This is a genomic window from Kribbella antiqua (assembly GCF_004345665.1).
GTDB classification, from domain to species: Bacteria; Actinomycetota; Actinomycetes; order Propionibacteriales; family Kribbellaceae; genus Kribbella; species Kribbella antiqua.
On record NZ_SLWR01000006.1, the window covers coordinates 39,531 to 59,057 of the forward strand.

At 67.2% G+C, this 19,527-nt stretch carries 13 protein-coding genes and 1 pseudogene; 7 read left to right on the forward strand and 7 right to left on the reverse strand.

Translation table 11 applies throughout. The features are described from left to right. Positions 1-15: 15 nt before the first annotated feature. The 3 genes from EV646_RS17920 (at position 16) to EV646_RS17930 (ending at position 7,189) form a co-directional block, all read left to right on the forward strand. A complete protein-coding gene (locus EV646_RS17920; protein ID WP_132149958.1) occupies positions 16-1,395 on the forward strand; it encodes an NAD(P)H-quinone dehydrogenase in 1,380 nt (459 codons plus the stop codon). A gap of 85 nt (positions 1,396-1,480) precedes the next feature. After that, positions 1,481-2,800 (forward strand): FAD-binding oxidoreductase, encoded by a 1,320-nt coding sequence (locus EV646_RS17925; RefSeq protein WP_132149960.1) that lies wholly within the window; start codon positions 1,481-1,483, stop codon positions 2,798-2,800. A gap of 282 nt (positions 2,801-3,082) precedes the next feature. Further along, positions 3,083-7,189 carry a S8 family serine peptidase gene (locus tag EV646_RS17930; protein WP_132149962.1) on the forward strand — a complete coding sequence of 1,369 codons (4,107 nt, stop codon included), beginning with the start codon at positions 3,083-3,085 and terminating at the stop codon, positions 7,187-7,189. Positions 7,190-7,294: 105 nt separating this feature from the next. Here the strand turns inward: EV646_RS17930 and EV646_RS17935 are convergent, their stop codons facing one another. Beyond that, positions 7,295-8,152, reverse strand: coding sequence for a hypothetical protein (locus EV646_RS17935; RefSeq protein ID WP_132149964.1), 858 nt, complete (start codon positions 8,150-8,152; stop codon positions 7,295-7,297). Positions 8,153-8,369: 217 nt separating this feature from the next. Between EV646_RS17935 and EV646_RS17940 the strand changes: the two genes are divergently transcribed. The 3 genes from EV646_RS17940 to EV646_RS17950 all read left to right on the forward strand — a co-directional run bounded on the left by EV646_RS17940 (position 8,370) and on the right by EV646_RS17950 (position 12,405). Continuing rightward, entirely contained in the window at positions 8,370-9,974 is a 1,605-nt protein-coding gene (locus EV646_RS17940) for an N-acetylmuramoyl-L-alanine amidase (protein WP_132149966.1), read from the forward strand. Then, positions 9,971-11,176, forward strand: a complete 1,206-nt coding sequence (locus EV646_RS17945; protein WP_241996133.1) for a SpoIID/LytB domain-containing protein — start codon at positions 9,971-9,973, stop codon at positions 11,174-11,176. Before EV646_RS17940 ends, EV646_RS17945 begins: the two co-directional genes overlap by 4 nt. Before the next feature lie 77 nt (positions 11,177-11,253). Beyond that, positions 11,254-12,405 (forward strand): glycoside hydrolase family 76 protein, encoded by a 1,152-nt coding sequence (locus tag EV646_RS17950; protein WP_132149968.1) that lies wholly within the window; start codon positions 11,254-11,256, stop codon positions 12,403-12,405. Between the two features lie 61 nt (positions 12,406-12,466). Here the strand turns inward: EV646_RS17950 and EV646_RS17955 are convergent, their stop codons facing one another. From EV646_RS17955 to EV646_RS40970, 5 genes and pseudogenes are all read right to left on the reverse strand, one after another. Then, positions 12,467-13,330, reverse strand: a complete 864-nt coding sequence (locus EV646_RS17955) for a peptidylprolyl isomerase (RefSeq protein ID WP_132149970.1) — start codon at positions 13,328-13,330, stop codon at positions 12,467-12,469. Between the two features lie 320 nt (positions 13,331-13,650). Beyond that, positions 13,651-13,851 (reverse strand): hypothetical protein, encoded by a 201-nt coding sequence (locus tag EV646_RS17960; RefSeq protein WP_132149972.1) that lies wholly within the window; start codon positions 13,849-13,851, stop codon positions 13,651-13,653. A gap of 67 nt (positions 13,852-13,918) precedes the next feature. Continuing rightward, a complete protein-coding gene (locus EV646_RS17965; RefSeq protein WP_241996134.1) occupies positions 13,919-15,694 on the reverse strand; it encodes an acetyl/propionyl/methylcrotonyl-CoA carboxylase subunit alpha in 1,776 nt (591 codons plus the stop codon). Positions 15,695-15,809: 115 nt separating this feature from the next. Then, positions 15,810-16,400, reverse strand: a complete 591-nt coding sequence (locus EV646_RS17970; RefSeq protein ID WP_199237041.1) for a hypothetical protein — start codon at positions 16,398-16,400, stop codon at positions 15,810-15,812. A gap of 127 nt (positions 16,401-16,527) precedes the next feature. Beyond that, positions 16,528-16,734 (reverse strand): annotated as a pseudogene (locus EV646_RS40970) (three-helix bundle dimerization domain-containing protein); the annotation flags it as partial. Between the two features lie 53 nt (positions 16,735-16,787). Between EV646_RS40970 and EV646_RS17975 the strand changes: the two are divergent. Beyond that, positions 16,788-17,717 (forward strand): SMP-30/gluconolactonase/LRE family protein, encoded by a 930-nt coding sequence (locus EV646_RS17975; RefSeq protein WP_132149974.1) that lies wholly within the window; start codon positions 16,788-16,790, stop codon positions 17,715-17,717. Between the two features lie 106 nt (positions 17,718-17,823). Here the strand turns inward: EV646_RS17975 and EV646_RS17980 are convergent, their stop codons facing one another. Continuing rightward, a complete protein-coding gene (locus EV646_RS17980; protein ID WP_132149976.1) occupies positions 17,824-19,260 on the reverse strand; it encodes an Nramp family divalent metal transporter in 1,437 nt (478 codons plus the stop codon). Positions 19,261-19,527: the final 267 nt, after the last annotated feature.

Below are 19,527 nucleotides of genomic sequence, written 5' to 3' on the forward strand. Positions count from 1 at the left end.
GAAGAATGGCCTCCCGTGGCGCGAGTTGTGATCATCGGAGGCGGCCCGGGTGGGTACGAAGCGGCCAGTGCGGCCGCCCAGCTGGGCGGGGAGGTGACGGTCGTCGATTCCGACGGGATCGGCGGTTCCGCCGTGCTCACCGACTGTGTGCCGAGCAAGACGCTGATCGCCACGGCGGAGGTGATGACCGAGGTCGAGCAGGCCGGCGAGCTGGGTGTCCGGCTCGACGACGGCGACGACGATCCGGCGAACTCCGTGCGTGTCGATCTCTCCGTCGTCAACCAACGGGTCAAGCGGCTGGCCGCCGCGCAGTCCGAGGGCATCACCCGGCGGCTGGACCGGGACAAGGTGAGGATCATTCAGGGACGCGGCCGCCTGGACGGACCGGAGACCGTGGTCGTCGGCGACGAGCGCCTCGACGCGGACGTCGTACTGATCGCGACCGGAGCGCGGCCGCGGATCCTGAAGGGCTCCGAGCCGGACGGCGAGCGGATCCTGACGTGGGAGCAGGTCTACGAGCTGGAGGAACTGCCCGAGCGGCTGATCGTGGTCGGCTCCGGTGTCACGGGTGCGGAGTTCGCCAGCGCGTACGACGCTCTGGGCAGCGACGTCGTCCTGGTGTCGTCGCGGGACCGGGTGCTGCCGGGCGAGGACGCCGACGCGGCCGCCGTACTGGAGGACGTGTTCAAGCGGCGCGGGCTGACCGTGCTGGGCAAGTCGCGGGCGGAGTCGGTCCGGCGGCAGGGCGACGGCGTCGTGGTGACGCTGACGGACGGCCGGACGGTCGAGGGTTCGCACGCGCTGCTCGCGGTCGGATCGCTGCCGAACACCGATGACATGGGCCTGGTCGAGTCGGGCGTGTCGCTGAACGAAGGCGGCTTCGTCACGGTCGACAAGGTGTCCCGTACGACGGCCCGTGGCGTCTACGCGGCCGGCGACTGCACCGGCGTACTCATGCTCGCCTCGGTCGCCGCCATGCAGGGCCGGATCGCGATCGCGCACGCGCTCGGCGACGCGGTCACCCCGCTGGACCAGTCGACCGTGTCCGCGAACGTCTTCACCGCGCCGGAGATCGCCACCGTCGGGATCTCTCAGGCCGTGGTCGACGCCGGCGGCAGTACGGCGATGGTCGTCAAGGTGCCGCTGGCCGACAACGCCCGCGCCAAGATGCAGAGCGTCCGCGACGGTTTCGTCAAACTCTTCTGCCTCCCCAACACCGGCATCATCGTCGGCGGCGTCGTCGTCGCCCCCCGCGCCAGCGAACTGATCCACCCCATCTCCCTCGCGGTTGCGGCGAGGTTGACCGTCGACCAGGTGGCTCAGTCCTTCACCGTCTACCCCTCCGTCTCCGGTTCCGTCGCCGAAGCCGCCCGCCGCCTCCACCTCCGCAGCTGAGATCCAGGTCACATCAGGCGGGGTCACATCTTCGGCGGTCGTCTCGTCAGATCTCTGTACGGATGGATTCTGTGTGGAGGACGAGATGAGTGCAGTGGTTGAGGGGTTTGCCGGGGACATCATCGAGCCGGGTGCGGCGGAGTACGAATCGGCCAGCCGGTCGGTCCTGGCTGTTGGTAGTCCGGCCTATGTTCTGCGACCCAAGAGCGTCGAAGACGTGCAGGCGGGGGTCAGATTCGCCGCCGAGGCAGGGCTTGTGCTCTCTGTACGGGGCGGTGGTCACAGCTTCCCCGGCTTCAGTACCAACGACGGTGGGGTCGTGATCGACCTCGGCCAGCTGGCGAACGTCGAGGTCGGCGAGCGAAACGTCGTACGGATCGGTGGCGGGGCCAACTGGGGTCAGGTCGCGGCTGCCTTGGCGCCGTACGGCCTGGCGATCTCCTCGGGCGACACCAAGAGCGTCGGCGTCGGCGGGCTGACGTTGACCGGCGGCATCGGCTGGAAGGTCCGGAAGTACGGCCTGGCCCTGGACAGTCTGGTCGCCGCGGAAGTGGTCACCGCCAACGGAGAAGTCGTACGGGCGAGCGCCGACGAGAACCCGGAGCTGTTCTGGGCGATCCGCGGTGGCGGCGGCAACTTCGGCATCGTGACCGCCTTCGAGTTCGCGGCGCACCCGACCACGGACGTCTTCTTCGGCAAGATCGCCTTCCCGGCCGCGGAGGCGGCCACCGTGCTTCAGGGATGGGCGGACTACCTCCGCACGGCCCCCGAAGAACTCACCTGCGTTGTGACCTTCGCCAACCCGTTCGCCGGCGGACCGAACGCGCCGGTCGAGATCGAGATCGCGTACGACGGTGATGACGCCGAGCGTGCCGCGGAGGCGATCGACCCGATCCGCCGGCTCGGCACGGTGATCGAGGACAGTGTTGCGCTGACTCCGTACGTGGACATCCTGGTGGACGGCATGGTCCCGCCGCCTGGCATCCAGTTTGTTGCCCGGAGCGCGTTCGTCAACAAGGAATCGGTCTCCGAGGTGCTGAGCATCCTTGCCGAGGTCGGGACGTCCGAAGGGTCGCCGATCATCTCCGTGCGCAGCGTCGGCGGTGCGGTGTCCCGAGTCGCCGACGATGAAACCGCCTACGCGCATCGCCAAGCGGAGCTGATGTTCGTCACCAACACTGTCGGTCCGAAGCCGGACATCGACGCGGCTCGCCCGGCGCTGGACGCGATCTGGGCACGGCTCGCACCGCACGTCAGCGGCGCCTACGCGAACTTCCTTGCCGGCACCACCGAGGAGGATGTCGCGGCGATCTATCCGGCCGAGACGTATCAGCGGCTGGTGGCGGTCAAGCGCCAGTACGACGCCGGCAACCTCTTCGCCGGCAATCACAACATCCGGCCGTAACAGAAAGACACGGGAAAACCTGCATTTGCGCAAGGAGGTGGGTGGATACGGCGGGTGATCAGGGTGGCAGGGCGCGGTTTGGCGTCGTTCCGGGAAGAATCGGGCCGCCCGCCGGGCGGGCGAATTGTATTGGTGACGAATAGTTACCGTTGCTAGTGGCAACCAAATGTCACAGCGCGGAAAACGGTCGGTGAAGTCGCTACCGAACTGTCCGTGAGCGGTCGTACTCTCCGTCTGTTCAGCCGCGTTCCGCGGGGGGACCGCCCACGTCGGAGGGGAAGCATGAGACGACGCCTGTCATTCGGAGCCGCGTTCGTTGCCCTGACCACCTTGATCGTCGCACCGCTCACCGCGGCGCCGGTCCAGGCGGCGACCGGGGAGGACCCGCCGCCGACACCCACTCCGGCGACGCAGGTGCAGACGGCGATCGACGCCGTACTGTCGAAGCTCGATCCCAAGCTGGAAGCGCGGATGAAGAAAGGCGAGACGGCCCCGGTGGCCGTCTTCGCTACTGTCCAGGGCGACCCGACGCAGGCGCGCGAGGTGCTCGGTGACGCGCGCGTCGCGAAGTCCGGCGACACCGGCATCGTGCTGGGATCGATTCCTGTGCAGGCGCTGCCGAAGCTGGCCGCCGTACCGGGAGTGATCTCGATTCAGCCGGTCGAGCTCGGCAAGACCGGGCAGCCGCTGAACGACCCCGACCCCGAGCTGCACCAGGCGCCGACCAAGGCCGAGCAGCAGGCGGCGGTCGCCAAGATCAAGACCGACGAGGTCCCGTACGACGAGGCGCCGCCGCTGAAGAAGTCGAACTTCGACAAGCTCCGGCACCAGAACCTGCTGGACGCCAAGTCGCACAACTTCACCGGCGCCTGGAACGCGGGCTTCACCGGCAGCGGCGTGACCGTCGGCGTACTCGACGGCGGCACCGACTTCGGCCACCCGGACCTGCTGAACACCTGGCAGACCTGGACCGGCCAGACCGGCGCGGAGGCCGGCTGGAACGGCTGGCCGAAGGCGTTCGACCCCTACGGCACCCTGCAGTGGCTGGCCGCGCCGGCGCAGATCGACCAGGGCCTGTCCTGGTACACGAAGACCACCGCGGCGACCTGCACCAAGTCGGGAGCGACCTGCAGCCTCGACTTCGCCACCAAGACCGGCCCGTCGCGCAACTTCAGCGCACCGACAGGGACCAAGCAGCACACGTACGACTTCCCGGCGGCGTGGAGCAAGTCCGGCAAGGTCATGCTCGGCAGCCACCCGGACGACCACCTGCTCCAGCTGTACGGCGAGCGCCCGGCCTTCCTGGTCACCGACCCGCACACCGCCGGCGTCTACGACACGGTGTACGTCGACCTCGACGACGACCACTCGTTCGCCGACGAGAAGCCGGTCACCAAGGAGTCGCCCGCGTCGTACCGCGACATGAACGGCGACGGCTACACCGACCTGTCCGGCGGATTGCTGTACTACATCTCCGACGGCAAGACCCCGATCCCCGGTGGTCTGGATGCCTTCGGCGTCGACGACACGTCGTACAAGTCCGGTGAGCTGCTGGCGTGGACCGGCGACTTCGACCCGGCGATCGAGGGCCACGGCACGCTGACCGCGTCGAACATCGTCGGTCAGGCGGTCATCAACGGCAAGGCACCGACGTTCAAGGACATCCCCGGCGGCACGTACGCGGGCGCCGTACTGGGTGGAGCTCCGCACGCGAAGCTCGCACCGTTCGGTGACATCTACCTCGGCTTCGACTTCTCCACCCAGTTCGGGTACCTGCTGTCCACCCGGCAGGGCGTCGACGTCACCTCCAACTCGTACGGGCAGTCCGACGTCGACAACGACGGCTGGGACGCGGCGAGCCAGGAAGCCGACGTCATCTACGACGGCTACAAGACGACCCCGCTGTTCTCGACGGGCAACGGCGCACCCGGTTTCGGTACGACGGGATCGCCCGCACCCACGGCCGGGATCGAGGTCGGCGCGTCGACACAGTTCGGCGGCACCGGCTGGGACTCGATCGTGCGTACCAAGCAGATCATGGACAACGACGTGATGGTCTGGTCCAACCGCGGCTTCGGCGCGAACGCCACCAACGGCGTCGATGTCGTTGCCGACGGCGCCTATGCGCCCGGCGACGCGACCCTGAACACCGTCCTCGACGGACGGAACGCATGGGTCAGCTGGGGCGGCACCAGCCGCTCAACCCCGGTCGCAGTCGGCGCGACAGCGCTCGTCTACCAGGCGTACAAGAAGGCCCACGGTGGCCAGGTCCCGGCCGGCTTCTACCAGAACGCGAAGGACATCCTGAAGTCCTCCGCCAAGGACCTCGGGTACGACGCCAACGTGCAGGGCTCAGGTTCGGTCGACGCCGGCAAAGCGGTGGCCAGCGCGGTCGGCCAGCGGGCGAGCGTCTCGCCATCGCAGTGGCGCGTCGGCGACTACCGCGGCACCGAGTACCCGGTCTTCGCGAACATCATCTCGCCCGGTTCTTCCGATGCGCAGAAGTTCACTTTGCAAGGCCCCGGCGTCTGGCAGGTCAGCGACCGGCAGCTGACCCGGACGGCGAGTGACACGATCTCCTTCACCAGCAAGGATCTGAGCCAGGAGAGCACCGGCAACTTCAACGCACCCGACTATCTGATCAACCTGACGAACAAGGTCAAACAGCATCGGGACGCCGATCTGATGGTGGTCAAACTCGAGTACCCGCGGTCGGAGTTCGACGGTGACAAGAACCTCACTGAGGACCAGGCCTGGCGGCTGCTCACCTACAACTGGACGGACGTCAACCACGACGGCAAGCTGTGGACCGACAAGAACCACAACGGCGTCGTCAACCACACCGACAAGACGACCAGCTCGAACATCGACGGCTTCAAAGACCTCGACTTCGCCAAGTCGGAGATGGAGCAAGGCGAGTACGGCCGGTTCATGTACCACCGGGCCGGTGCGAACGCACTGCAGTCCTGGGTCCGCGACCCCGCTCAGCGGATGGCCGACGGACTGTTCCTCGGCCTGCAGCACTCGGCGAAGAACACCTCGATCCCGGTCACGCACTTCATGATCTCGATCGACTGGTACAAGAACAGCGACTGGAAGTGGGTCACCACGCCTCGGTACGCGACTGGCTCCTTCACCGCCTCGATCAAGGTGCCGTCGAGTGCGCCGTACGGGATGTACTCGGGCGCCGTCGTACTGACGCGCGGCTCGGACTCGATGGTGGTGCCGGTGTCGGTCGCGGTAGCGGCGAAGGCGACGCAGGACGCTAGCGGCAAGATCACCGGCGCGGTCACCTTCGGCGGCTCGGATGTCGCGAAGGCGCAGCAGAACCTGACCTACGACAACGGGTCGGTGTTCGGTGCGAACGACTGGACCTGGCGAGCCGAGTCAGGTGACTGGCGGTTCTTCTATCTCGACGTACCGAAGACACCGGCGGAGGGCACGAAGTTCCTGGCCAACACGACCTGGGACGACTCCGGTCCGTACACCGACCTCGACACGTTGATCATGGGCCGGTCGGTGAACCACTTCCAGCTCGAACCCGACTCGGTGTTCGGGGCGCCGTACACGCTCGACACGGTGGGGAAGAGTCCGAACACCAATGTGCGTGCGGGTGTCTGGGCGTTCAACACCGCGACCGGTGGGCCGGCCGATGTGGTCACGGCGCCTGCGCAGGAAGGGCTGCAGGCGGTCGCGTTGCACCAGGTCGGGTGGCAGGGCGATCAGTTCAACACGCCGTTCAAGGTGCAACTGGGTAGCGCGTCCGTCTCGCCGTCGTCTGTCGAACAGACGGCGACCGGGAACACGGGTGGCTTCGATGTGAAGTTCGAGTCGAGTGTGCCGCTGGACGGTTTGGCGGCAGCCGGGTTCGGGCTCAGCCAGCCTTCGACGACGACCGAGGTGGCGCAGCAGGACGACCCGGACGACCCGTCGACGGCGAGCGTGAAGAAGAACATCACGCTGTCGCACGCGTCCCGGCTGTCGGTGAGTACTGCGCTGAACACCGACGACCTGGATCTGTACGTCGTCCGCGACGCCAACAACGACGGGGTGTTCTCACCGTCGGAGATCGTCGCCTCGTCCGCCGGCGGTACGGCGAACGAGTCGGTGAACCTGGTCAGCCCGCCCGACGGCAACTACCAGATCTGGGTCCACGGCTACTCGGTCTCCGGTACGCCGTCCTTCACCCTCAACGTCAACGCCGTCCAAGGCAACGACCTGACGGTGACCGGTGCGCCCACCGGCGCGGTCCCGGCCAACACCCCGGTGACTCTCCACGTGACCTACGACAAGGCCATGACCCCCGGCCAGACCTACAACGGCGAACTCCTCCTCGGCCCCACCACGGCCCCGTCCGCCCTGTCGGTCCCGATCAAGCTCACCAGATAACCCCAGCCGTGGGGTGTCCCGCGACCCCTCCCGGGACACCCCACATCCAACGAAAAGCCCCGGCGACCGTAGTGGTCGCCGGGGCTCTTTCGCGTGGTTTGTGGGTCAGAAGTCTCCGCCGCCGAAGTCGCCGCCGCCGAAGTCCCAGCCGCCGGAGTCGCCGCCGCTGTCGCCGAAGTCGAAGCCGCCGCCGTCGCCCGAGTCGCCGCCGCCGTCACCCCCGCCGTCGCCGCCATCACCGCCGTCGCTCTGGCCGGCTTCGTAGCCGGCCGCGTAGTCGCCGTAGCCGCCGCCGGCGAACATGCCGCCCAGCATGGTGCCGAGGAACATACCGGTCATCACGCCGCCGAGCGCGCCGAACATGCCCTGCGCGTACGGCGAGTAGGCCGGGCCGGCCTCCCAGTACGGCACCCGCTGCGGGCCGACCATGACCTTGCGGACGTCCGGCTCGGCGCCGGCGCGGACCCGCTCGGCGTCGGCGGCACAGGCCGGCACCTCACGCGGCGCGCCGCCCGGCGGCGACCACATCACGTCCTCCACGGACGGGCCGTGCTGCGGGTTGAAGAAGCAGGACGGACGCCGCTGGGGCAGTGGCTCGCCGTTCACCCGGGCACGCACACACGCCGCCGCGTACCGGCCGTCCTCGAGGATCTCGATCACGTGCTTGATCTCGTCGGCCTGCGTGACCTTGCCGACCGCCTCTTTGGCCGACTCGTACGAGTCCAGGGCGCGCTGGTAGTCCTGGCGGGCGCCGTCACCGAGGTCCTTGCCGACCATGTCCAGGTCGAGGTCCTGCAGTTCCTCACCGAACCGGGTGATGTCCTCGTCGGCCGTCCGCTTCACGCCTTCGAGCTCGGCGGTGGTGATCTCGTGCTGCTTGCGGTTCTGCAGCTGGGTTCTTCGATAGGAGCGGTATGCCAGTACGGCGATCACCACGAGTGCGATGATCAAAATCGTGGTCATGACGGGCCTTCTCTCGCAGGTCTTTACGGCGAGCCTACCCAAACTCACAACTGACGCGGCGCGCCTCAGGCGTCGTCACTGCCTGAGGAAACGCCAAGAATTTCGGGCCGCACGCCACGCAGGGTGACGACAATCCCGGGAAAGCGGTCACCCGGCGCGCATAATCGATTACCGCCGCCCAGCGACCGTTGTAAGACCCGCCGCGGAAGGCTGTGCCATGAGCAAGACCTCCCGACTCCTGACAATCGCGGTGACCGGGCTGGCCCTCGCCGTGCCGCAGGCCCAGCCGGATCGCCAGTCGGTGCATCCGTCGACACAGTCGGTGCTTCCGGCGACACCCGAGCCGTCGCCGGCCGAGGCGTCGTACCAGGAGTTGGCACTCGATGGTCCGTCGGTCGCCGCCGAGACGAAACCGTTCGCAATGGTAGGGATCACCTGGCCGGAAGGCACGCGGCCGGTGGTGGCGAAGGTGCGTGTGCAACGCGACGGCCAATGGACCGAGTGGCAGCCGCTGGTCGTTGAGGACGAGCATGGTCCCGACCCGGCGACTCCGGAAGGGGCGGAGCGGTCCGGCACTGAGCCGCTGTGGGTCGGCGACGCGACTGGTGTGCAGGCCAGCGCTGTGACGATCGGTGGTTCGACGATCAGCGACGCGAAGGTCGTGCTCATCCAGCCCGGTGTGCTTACGACCGACGCCGACGAGCCGGCTGCTCAAAGTGTCGAGCCCGAAGCGAGTGGCACGCCGTACCCGATGCCGGGGATCATCAGCCGCCGCGGGTGGGGTGCCGACGAGCGGCTGCGGAGCCACAACGGGAAGGCTTGCGCGCGGCCGAAGTACACGACCACAGTGCAGGCCGCGTTCGTTCATCACACCGCCGATCGCAACAACTACACCCGCGCGCAGGTCCCGGCGATGATCCGCGGGATGTACGCCTACCACGTGAAGAGCCGCGGCTGGTGCGATCTCGGCTACAACTTCCTCGTCGACCGCTTCGGCCGCGCGTTCGAGGGCCGGTACGGCGGAACGTACCTGCCGGTGCTGGGCGCGCACACCGGCGCGTTCAACTCCAACTCGTTCGGTGTCGCGCTGATCGGCAACTTCGAGAAAGCCGCGCCCACACAGGCGATGCTGGAGAAGACTGCCGAGGTGATCGCCTGGAAGCTGGACGCAAACTATCGGTCGCCGATGGCAACGATCGTGCTCGACGGCAGCCGGCTGTACACGATCTCCGGTCACCGCGACACGAAGGCAACAGCGTGTCCGGGCAACCAGTTGTACGGCAAGCTCGGTTGGCTGAGGCAACGAATCGACACGTTGATCGGCGGCAGTGTCTCGACGCCGATCTACCGGTATGCGCGCAAGCTCGGGTTCGACCGCACGGGCCAGCCGTTCTGGGGTGAACACCCGACGCGGACCGGCTGGGCGACGTACTTCGGCATTCGCGATGTCTTCCATTCCGTTGCCACCGGCACCCATTCGACCCTCGGTGTGTTCCGCAACCGGTATCGCGGGCTCGGGGTGGACAACACCGTCCTCGGTCTGCCGCTCGGTGAGCAGCGCAATGGACGAGTTCGCGGCACGGCGGTGCAGTCGTTCCGGTACGGCGCCCTCTACTGGTCGAGGTCGACCGGCGCACGCCCGGTGACCGGCCGGATCTACCACAAGTACACCTCTTTGGGCGCCGAGCGATCGCGACTCGGTCTGCCGATCACCGATATGTACAAGGTGAAGACCGGTCTCCGGCAGAAGTACCAGCGCGGCTGGCTCACCTACAACACCCGCCGCAACAGGGTCTACGTCCAATACCGGAGTGGCTCGTGAAACGCATCGTCGTCATCGTCATCGTCGCGTCCACGCTGATCAGCGCGACCGCGGAGGCCCGCGAGTTCGAGCCGACCGCGGCGCCGGACACCACCATCAGCGGCCGCGGCTTCGGCCACGGTCGCGGGATGTCCCAGTACGGCGCTCAGGGCGCGGCCATCGCGGGGAAGTCGGTCAAGCAGATCCTCGACTTCTACTACCCGGGAACGTCGGTGGGCAAGGCAACCGGCAACATCCGGGTTCGGATCACCGCGGACACCAACGACGGCGTCCGGGTCGTTCCCGCCAACAACCTCCGGGTCCGCTCGCTGAAGACCGGCTCGGTCTGGACGTTGCCGAAGGCATCGACCCGGAACCAGTGGTCGATCGACCCGTACGGCGATCATGCGACCCGGATCAGCTCGTTCAACGCCACGACCCGGAAATGGACGCTGTGGAAGACCTTCCTCGGGATGGCGCAGTTCGATGGCGCGTCGGTCACCGGCCTGATCCTGCCCAGCGGAGAGGTACGGCGCTTTCGCGGCACGCTCCGGGCGGTCGACGTGTCCGGCCCTCATCTGGACACCGTGAACGTCGTCGACCTGGAGCACTACCTGCGTGGCGTCGTACCGCGGGAGGCCTTGTCCAGTTGGCGTCCGGCGGCTCTGCAGGCACAGGCTGTTGCCGCACGCACCTATTCCGTCTACCACCGGAGCCGGTCGGCGAGCCGCGCGTACGACCTCTGTGACACCATCGCCTGCCAGGTGTACGGCGGCTACAACTCGGAGAAGGCGTCGACGACCACCGCGATCGCCGCGACCGCGGGGCAGATCCGGCTGTACCAGGGCAAGCCGATCATCGCCGAGTTCTCCTCGTCCAACGGCGGCGCGACGGCGACCGGCGCGGTGCCGTACCAGGTAATGAAACTGGACAGCTGGGACGCGTATCCCGGCAACGGGAATCCGAACGTCACCTGGACCGTCACGCGGACGGCCGCGGAGGTGGAGGCGACGTTCGATGTCGGGTCGATCCGGAGTCTGCGGGTACTGACCCGGACCGGCGTCGGGCCGGGCGGCGGGCGGGCGCTGACCGTGGAGGCGGTCGGCTCGAAGGGTCGGCGGGTGCTGACCGCTGACCAGGTCCGCGGCCGGCTGCATCTGAAGTCCGGCTGGTTCGCGTTCGTGCCGAGCCCGCTTGATATACCAACTGATCCCCTGCGCTGACCCATTGACGCCGCATCCCTGCGCCGGTTACAACGTGACATCGCTGTCAACCGCCACCGCCCAGGAGGAGCAGGTCGATGCGCAGGAAAATTGGTATATCAACCAGGATCGTGGCCGGGATGCTCGCGATCGCCGTCGTCGGGTCGCTGCAGGCGACAGGGGCTGATGCCGTGACAAGTCAGGCCGCCCGTGCCAAAGCGTCGTACGACGCGCTGAACAAGTACTTCGACGCCGGGCAGGGTCTGCTGCTCGAGGAGTACCCGAACACGCAGTCCAACCCGTACTCGTACGTCTGGCCGTACTCGCAGGCAGCGATTGCTGCGGAGAACCTGGCCGGGATGCCGGGCGCGGGCCGGAAGGCGTCGGAGGAGGCCGATCGGCGGATCGCGGCGTACGCGCCGTACTGGAACGACACGACGACGCCGAAGGGGTACGACTCTTACGTGCGCCCGCCGCTTGGTCAGGGTGGGGACAAGTTCTACGACGACAACGAATGGATCGGGCTCCAGTTGATCCAGCACTACAAGCGGACTGGTGACCGCTCGGCGCTGGCACGGGCCAAGGAGATCTTCGCGCTCGTCGTCCACGGGTGGGACACGGATCCGTCGCATCCGTGTGCCGGCGGGGTCTACTGGACCCAGGCGCCGTGGAGCCAGGATCGGAACACGGTGTCGAACGGTCCGGGTGCGGAGCTCGGCGCGCATCTGTACCTGCTCACGCGGGACACGTCGTACCTGACGTGGGCGCAGCGGATGTACGACTGGGCGCAGGACTGTTTCCTGGCGCCGAACGGGCTCTACTGGGACCACATCGACCTGGCCGGCAACATCGAGAAGACGCAGTGGAGCTACAACCAGGGCGTGATGCTCGGCGCGGGTGTGCTGTTGTTCAAGGCAACCGGCAACCGTCAGTACCTCGATGACGCGAAGGCGGTCGCGAACGCGTCGCTGGCCTTCTACGGCACCGACGACCGGCTCTGGCAGCAGCCGACCCGCTTCAACTCCATCTGGTTCAAGAACCTGCTCATCCTCGACTCGGTCTTACCCGACGCCCGCTACAAAGCCACCATGCAGGCGTACGCCGACCGCGCCTGGAACCAGGCCAGAGATCCCCAAACCGGCCTCTACCACTTCGTCGAAGGCCCAGTGCAACTGCTCGAACAAGCCGGCATAACCCAAATCCAGGCCCTCCTGGCCTGGCCCCGAAATCAATACGCCCTCCTCGCCTAACCGAGATTCAAACGCACCGCGCCGCCCGTGCCGCAGGGATGGGCGGCGCGGTTGTGTGGTTTTAGGAGGCGGCGGTGGCGGACTTGATGTTGACCGGGGTGACGGGGCTGCCGTCGGTGGGGCCGCCTTCGGGGACTACGCCGGCTTCGGCGACCTTGTCGATGAGTTTGAGGCCGGCTTCGTCGATGCTGCCGAAGGCTGTGTAGTCGGGGGTCAGGCCGGAGCCGTCGCCGTACACGATGAAGAACTGGCTGCCGTTGGTGTTCGCGCCGGAATTCGCCATCGCCAGTACGCCGCGTCCGTACTTCAGCGTCGGGTAGACCTCGTCCGCGAAGCTGTAGCCGGGGCCGCCGCTCCCCGTGCCGGTCGGATCGCCGCACTGCAGCACCTGCAGACCCTCGCCGACGGTGAGCCGGTGGCAGCTGGTGTTGTCGTAGAACTTCTGGTCGACCAGGCTGAGGAAGTTCTTCACCGCGCACGGCGCGAGTGCGCTGTCCAGGGTGACCTGGAGGTCGCCGATCGAGGTGTTCAGGTCGACCCTCGTCGTCCCGGACGCCTTGGTCTTGCCGTCGGCCGGCGGGTTCACCTTCTTGCTTGCCGCCTCGGCGCTCTTCTTGTATGTGCAGCTCACCTCGGCCGGCAGCGGGGTCGGCCGCTTCAACGGCGCCGCGAGCGCGGTCGGGATGCTCTTCGGCTTGTTGTCCGGGCCCGCCGACGCCGGCAGCTCGGTCGGCGCCGCGGCCGGGCTCGAGTCCTTGCCGTTGCCGAGCACGACGAAGACCCCGACGACGACCACGACCACGGCGGCGATCGCGGTGACGGTGACGCCGAGATTCCGCCGCTGCCGGCGCCGCTCAGCCTCCCGCTCGGCCTGCCGCCTCGCCTTCCGCGCCGCCAGCTGCTGCTGGTGGGTCTTCTTCGACATGCAACACCCTCCTCAGCCCGATATCTGCAGGGAACCTACAGCGTCAACCTGAGAACTGCCTGTTAATCGCCCCCGGGCCTCGTCAGCCGCCCCAAAGAAAGGGCGGCGGGCTGAGAGAGTCTCCTCCTTGATGTGTCGGCGGATGTGTGGCGAACGTCGTTCCCGGTCGGTGCTGTCGAGGGGGAGCGACTGGGTTGTCGGGTGAGCGGATGTGCGTGTGGACCGTGGAGGGTTTTGGTGTCGACGGTGGAGGATTTTCGCGAAATGGCGCGAGAAACCCTCCACTGTCTGCCGTGGGACCTTGCGCCAGCACGGTGAAGTCACTGGGCGAGTTCGACCAGTTCCCAGTGGAGGTAGCCGTCGTCGACATGCGGGTGCCAGGCACGGGCCGGCCAGTAGGGCTGAGCTGCGTGGTACCGGCGGCCATGGTCCTGCAGCGCCGGTTGGTCGAGCATCAAGGCATCTACGCCGGTGATGGTGCCGTCCGAACCCCGGGTGAAGTAACCGCGTTGGCCAGACAAGCCGCCTTCGGTGACTATGTATTCGTCGTCTGCGAGGAAGCCGATGGCGGCGGGTGGGAAGGCTGGGTCAGTCTTTGATTTCGCAGAGGATGGCGCCGGCTGAGACGGTGGCGCCGACCTCGGCGGTGAGGGCGGTGACCGTGCCTGCCTTGTGGGCGTTGAGGGGCTGCTCCATCTTCATTGCTTCGAGTACGACGATCAGGTCGCCCTCGGCGACGGTCGCGCCTTCCTCGACGGCGATCTTGACGATGGTGCCCTGCATCGGCGACGTCAGCGAGTCACCAGACGCGGCCGATCCCTTGCCCGAGCCGCCCGCGCGACGCGCCGGCTTCTTCTTCGCTCCGGCAACAGCACCACCCGCGACCGCAGACGCACCCAGACCAGCCGGGAGAACGACCTCGAGCCGCTTCCCGCCGACCTCGACCGTGACCTTCTCGCGCTCGCCGGCATCCACAACCTCGGCCGTCGGACCCTCGTACGGCGGGATCTGGTTGTCGAACTCGGTCTCGATCCACCGCGTGTGAACAGTGAAGGGCCCGACGAACGCCGGATCCGACACCACAGCCAGGTGGAACGGGATCACTGTCGGCATCCCCTCGACCACAAACTCGCGAAGAGCCCGCCGAGAACGCTCCAAAGCCTGCGTCCGATCGCGACCGGTGACGATCAGCTTCGCCACCAGCGAGTCGAAAGCACCCGGCACCGTCTCACCCTGGTCGTAACCGCCGTCGACCCGGACCCCGGGACCGCTTGGTGCGTGCCAGCGAGTCAGCGTGCCCGGCGCCGGCAGGAATCCACGACCGCCGTCCTCGGCGTTGATCCGGAATTCGATCGAGTGCCCGGAGACGACCGGGTCGTCGTACCCGAGCTCCTCGCCGTTGGCGATCCGGAACATCTCCCGGACCAGGTCCAGCCCGGTGACCTCCTCCGACACCGGGTGCTCGACCTGCAGCCGGGTGTTCACCTCGAGGAAGGAAATCAGCCCGTCTTGGCTGACCAGGAACTCGCAGGTGCCGGCGCCGACGTACCCGGCCTCGCGCAGGATCGCCTTCGACGACGAATAGAGCGTCTCCAGCTGCTCGTCGGTAAGGAAGGGAGCCGGAGCCTCCTCGACCAGCTTCTGGTACCGGCGCTGCAGCGAGCAGTCGCGGGTGGAGACGACCACGACGTTGCCGTGGGCATCGGCCAGGCACTGCGTCTCGACGTGCCGCGGCTTGTCCAGGTACCGCTCGACGAAGCACTCGCCGCGACCGAAGGCGCTGACGGCTTCACGCACAGCTGAGTCATAAAGCTCAGGAATCTCTTCCACAGAGCGGGCGACCTTCATGCCGCGGCCGCCACCGCCGTACGCCGCCTTGATCGCGATCGGCAGGCCGTACTGCTCGGCGAAGGCGAGTACATCATCAACCCCAGCAACCGGGTCCGGCGTACCGGGAACCTGTGGTGCGCCGACCTTCTCGGCGATGTGCCGCGCCTTGACCTTGTCGCCGAGGGAGTCGATGGCCGACGGCGGCGGGCCGATCCAGATCAGCCCGGCGTCGAGCACGGCCTGGGCGAAGTCGGCGTTCTCGGCCAGGAAGCCGTAGCCGGGATGTACGGCGTCCGCGCCGGAGCGGGCGGCGACGTCGAGGATCTTGGCGATGTTCAGGTAGGAGTCGGCCGGTGTCGAACCGTCCAGCGAGTACGCCTCGTCGGCGAGCCGGACGAACAGTGCGTCGCGGTCCTGCTCGGCGTACACGGCGACGCTGCCCAGACCTGCGTCGGCGGCGGCCCGGACGACCCGGACGGCGATCTCGCCTCGGTTGGCGACCAGCACCTTCGTGATCTGCTTGCTGTTGGACACAGCTGACTCCCTTCGGCCGTGCCTGAGTCTAGGCTCAAGCTTGCCTCACCGGAGCAGGGTGTTTGTCACACCGCCCCCCATGAGGCGCGCCGAGGCGACGCGCCTCACGGGGTGCTCAGCGGTAGGACTTGGAGACTCCGTCGAGCAGGTGTTCGAGGGTTTCGTACGTCGGCGTGTCGGCGACGTCCAGGATCTGCTTGGCCACAGCAGGCACGGAGTACTGGGTGACGACCTTGGTGAACTCGTCGGCGTCAGCAGTCCGGAACCCGTGCTTGGCCGCGAGTTGCTGGAGCTCCGGATCCGTCGTCAGCAGGTCACCGAGCTTGTCGCCCCCTGGCTTGAGCGCCAGCAGGGTGTGTCTGGATTGCACGGTCGGCGCCGGGTACATGAGCACCAGCGGCGCGACCAGGGGAAGCACCTTCTTCTCGTCCGCGGCGCTCTGCACCACCGTGCTGTTGTTGGTCACGTAACTGGTGATGGCCAGGAACATCGCCGCCGAGTTCGAGGTCCGCGGGTCGGTCGTGGTGACCAGGATGCGCTTGCGCACCGGGTAGGCGGTGTTGCCGGGGAGGGTGTCCCAGCGCCACCCGGCGCGGACGAGGTCGACGTACTTGCGGATGTCGAAGTACCAGACGCCGTCGACCTGCTTGGCGATGCCGCTCGCGGAGAGCAGGTCGACGATCGGCTGGTAGGTCGCGATTGCCATCGGCGACGAGAAGACGGCGTACGTCTTCCCGGTGACGGCCGGCCGGTTGCCGCTGGGCTGCTGGATCCGCGCGGACGATCCGTTCCACCAGGATCGGAACGTACTCGCGGACCGGATAGTCGGTGAACTGCTGATGGGCCGTCTGTACGGCGGCCTCGACAGTCTCGGGGGTATGGGTAGCGGCGAAGGACTCGGTCAGCCTGGTGGTGACGTTCAGGATCGCCTTGTCCTCGCGATCGGTGTCGAGCTTCAAGAGGAGTTCTCCAGTTGATGACTGCTTCTTGGAGGTGCTGGCCCATCGTTTCGTACGGACGGGCCATCCGGCGGCCGTCACGGGGAACGGAATAGGCTCTCCGGGGACGTGGTCTCAACTCGTGAGGAGTGGTGATGACAGGCATCCTCGAGCCGCTGGCAGGTACTGCGCCGGCCGTCTGGGAGAAGCTCGACGACCGGTTCGCCGGGATCCGCGGGGACCGGCAGTTCGAGCGCTTGTGGACCGGCGGACGGTGGGTGGAGGGTCCGGTCTATTCGCCGGCCGGGCGGTATCTGCTCTGGAGCGACATCCCCAACGACCGCATCCTGCGCTGGGACGAGACGTCGTACCAGGTCTCGGTGTTCCGGCACCCGGCCGGCAACACGAACGGGCACACGCTCGACACCGAGGGCCGCCTGGTCAGTTGCGAACACGGCAACCGGCGGGTTACCCGGACCGAGCACCACGGCGCGATCACCGTGCTCGCTTCCGAGTACGACGGGAAGCGGCTGAACAGCCCGAACGACGTGGTGGTCAAGCGAGACGGCTCGGTCTGGTTCACCGATCCGGCGTACGGGATCGACTCCGATTACGAGGGGTACAAGGGCGAGATCGAGACGGGTGGTTGCCACGTCTACCGGGTCGCACCGGACGGGGCGCTGAGCCGGGTCGCGGACGACTTCGACCGGCCGAACGGGCTGGCCTTCTCACTCGACGAGTCGCTGCTCTACATCGCCGATTCGGCGCAGGGGACGATCCGGGTCTTCACCGTCGACGGCGACAAGCTGTCCGGTGGCGAGCTCTTCGCGCAGTGCACCAACGGCATCTTCGACGGCTTCCGCCTCGACACCGAGGGCCGGATCTGGGCGTCGGCCGCGGACGGCATCCACGTCTACCACCCGGACGGCAGCCTGCTCGGCAAGCTTCACGTCCCGGAGACCGTCTCCAACCTCGTCTGGGGCGGCGCCAAGCGCAACCGCCTGTTCATCACCGCCACCACCTCCATCTACTCCCTCTTCACCACGGCCAACGGAGCCCCCGGCCCCTACGGGCCCCGCCGCTGACAGCAGCCCGCCGTACGGGACAACCCTCCAACTAAGCGGTCATCCACTGAGCTGGAGGGTTGCCCACTGAGAATCTCAGGGGGCAACCCTCCGGCTGAACGGGCAACTAGAGCTTCTTCGCTTGGTCGATGATGGTGAAGACGGCCAGGAAGCCGAAGGCCAGGAAGGAGAACAGCATCACGGCGGTGCGGACCGGGGTGATGCGGATCGAGGCGGGCAGGGCGCGGGAGTTCATCCACCAGAGCAGGCCCGAGTAGAAGAACATCATCGTGCCGGCGGTGCAGGCGGAGATGACGAGTAGGACCAGCGGCTGGGTCAGGCCGGCCAGCAGCACCAGGATGCCGAAGGCAACGAGTCCCCAGACCAGGTAGAAGTACAGCTTGGACTCGGTCACCTTCGAGGTGCGCAGGTACCGGGCCTTGATCATGTCCGCGGTGAGCCGGGACGTGTAGTCGACGATGCCGGCCGCGGCGGCGAACAGCGAGAACGCGCCGATCGCCCAGAACAGATAGCCGAACCAGCCGCTGACCAGCGTCTGCAGCGTGGTGCCTTCGATCTTCAGGAAGCTGATGTTGTTCTTGACGTCCGGGTTCCCGAACAGGGTGGCGTGCGCGAGCATCGAGGTGAAGATGATGGTCAGCACCGTGATCGCCACGAAGGTCAGCGCCTGCTCGACGTTGGCGAACTTCCACCAGCGCTTCCAGCGGGCCATGTTCGCGTCGTCCAGGTTGAAGGTGTAGCCGTTGGCGGTCGGGTCCGCCTCTTTCTCGCCGGTGATCGGTGAGGTCAGCCGCGGCACGTGCACGCCCATGCCGAAGCCCTTGTCCCGGATCCAGTTGCTCTGGACCAGGTTCTGCCCGCCGCCGGCACCGGCGTACGCGATCGCGCCCATGATCAGGGCGAACCCGAGCTGGTCGGCCGGGAACTGCGGGTTGGTGACCGCATCGCCTAGCGCGCTGTAGGTCTTGCCCCGGATGGCGAACGCCAGTGCCAGCACGATGAGCAGCGCGACCGCCGCGATCTTGACGAAGATCAGCCGCTCGAGCATCACGTAGACGACCGGCGCGAAGGTGAGGATCAGGCCTATCCCGAGCAGGATGCCGATCGCGATCCAGCGTGGATCGCCGGCGCCGAACAGGTAGGTGAGCATCGAGGCCGAACTGGTCGCCCAGCCGGGCCACATGTTCGCGAAGTACGTCATGATCGCGAAGAACAGGCCCCAGTGCTTCCAGTAGCGGTTGAAGCCGGTCAACGCTGTCTCACCAGTTGCCAGCGTGTACCGCTCGATCTCCATGTTCAGGAACCACTGGACGATCACGCCGATCAGGGCGCCCCAGAGGAACACCAGGCCGACCTGGCTGGCGATGTACGGCCAGAGGATGAACTCGCCCGAGGCCAGGCCGACACCGGCGCCGACCATGCCGGGGCCGATGATCTTCCAGGTCTGGCTGGGTGGTTCGGGTAGGTCGCGAACCTGCGGTGCGGGCAGGTTCTTGGTCGGCAACGCGAATCTGCCGCGGTCACTGGATGTGGTGTACGCCATCGGGCTCCTCACTTCCTCAAGCCCCCCGGGACCTTTGCCCGAACATAGCGAATACTGTCGACACTGGCGACCCGACACAGCCACTCCACAGCCACTCCGCCGGCCCTCCGCCTCCTGCCCCTTCCGGTGCGCCGCGCACCCTGGCGTTATGGGAGGGTTTCTTGCTGTATCCGGGAAAAACCCTCCCAGGTCGTCTTGAAAAGTCTCCCCGAACCGGTTTGGGGAGACTTTCTGGCGGTGTCGAGTCGGGCTTGGGCGGGTTGGAGT

Coding starts and splice junctions, on each gene's coding strand:
- EV646_RS17980 (WP_132149976.1), bottom strand. CDS start 19,260: ATGGCGTACACCACATCCAGTGACCGCGGCAGATTCGCGTTGCCGACC.
- EV646_RS17950 (WP_132149968.1), top strand. CDS start 11,254: ATGCGCAGGAAAATTGGTATATCAACCAGGATCGTGGCCGGGATGCTC.
- EV646_RS17925 (WP_132149960.1), top strand. CDS start 1,481: ATGAGTGCAGTGGTTGAGGGGTTTGCCGGGGACATCATCGAGCCGGGT.
- EV646_RS17940 (WP_132149966.1), top strand. CDS start 8,370: ATGAGCAAGACCTCCCGACTCCTGACAATCGCGGTGACCGGGCTGGCC.
- EV646_RS17975 (WP_132149974.1), top strand. CDS start 16,788: ATGACAGGCATCCTCGAGCCGCTGGCAGGTACTGCGCCGGCCGTCTGG.
- EV646_RS17970 (WP_199237041.1), bottom strand. CDS start 16,400: ATGGCAATCGCGACCTACCAGCCGATCGTCGACCTGCTCTCCGCGAGC.
- EV646_RS17935 (WP_132149964.1), bottom strand. CDS start 8,152: ATGACCACGATTTTGATCATCGCACTCGTGGTGATCGCCGTACTGGCA.
- EV646_RS17930 (WP_132149962.1), top strand. CDS start 3,083: ATGAGACGACGCCTGTCATTCGGAGCCGCGTTCGTTGCCCTGACCACC.
- EV646_RS17955 (WP_132149970.1), bottom strand. CDS start 13,330: ATGTCGAAGAAGACCCACCAGCAGCAGCTGGCGGCGCGGAAGGCGAGG.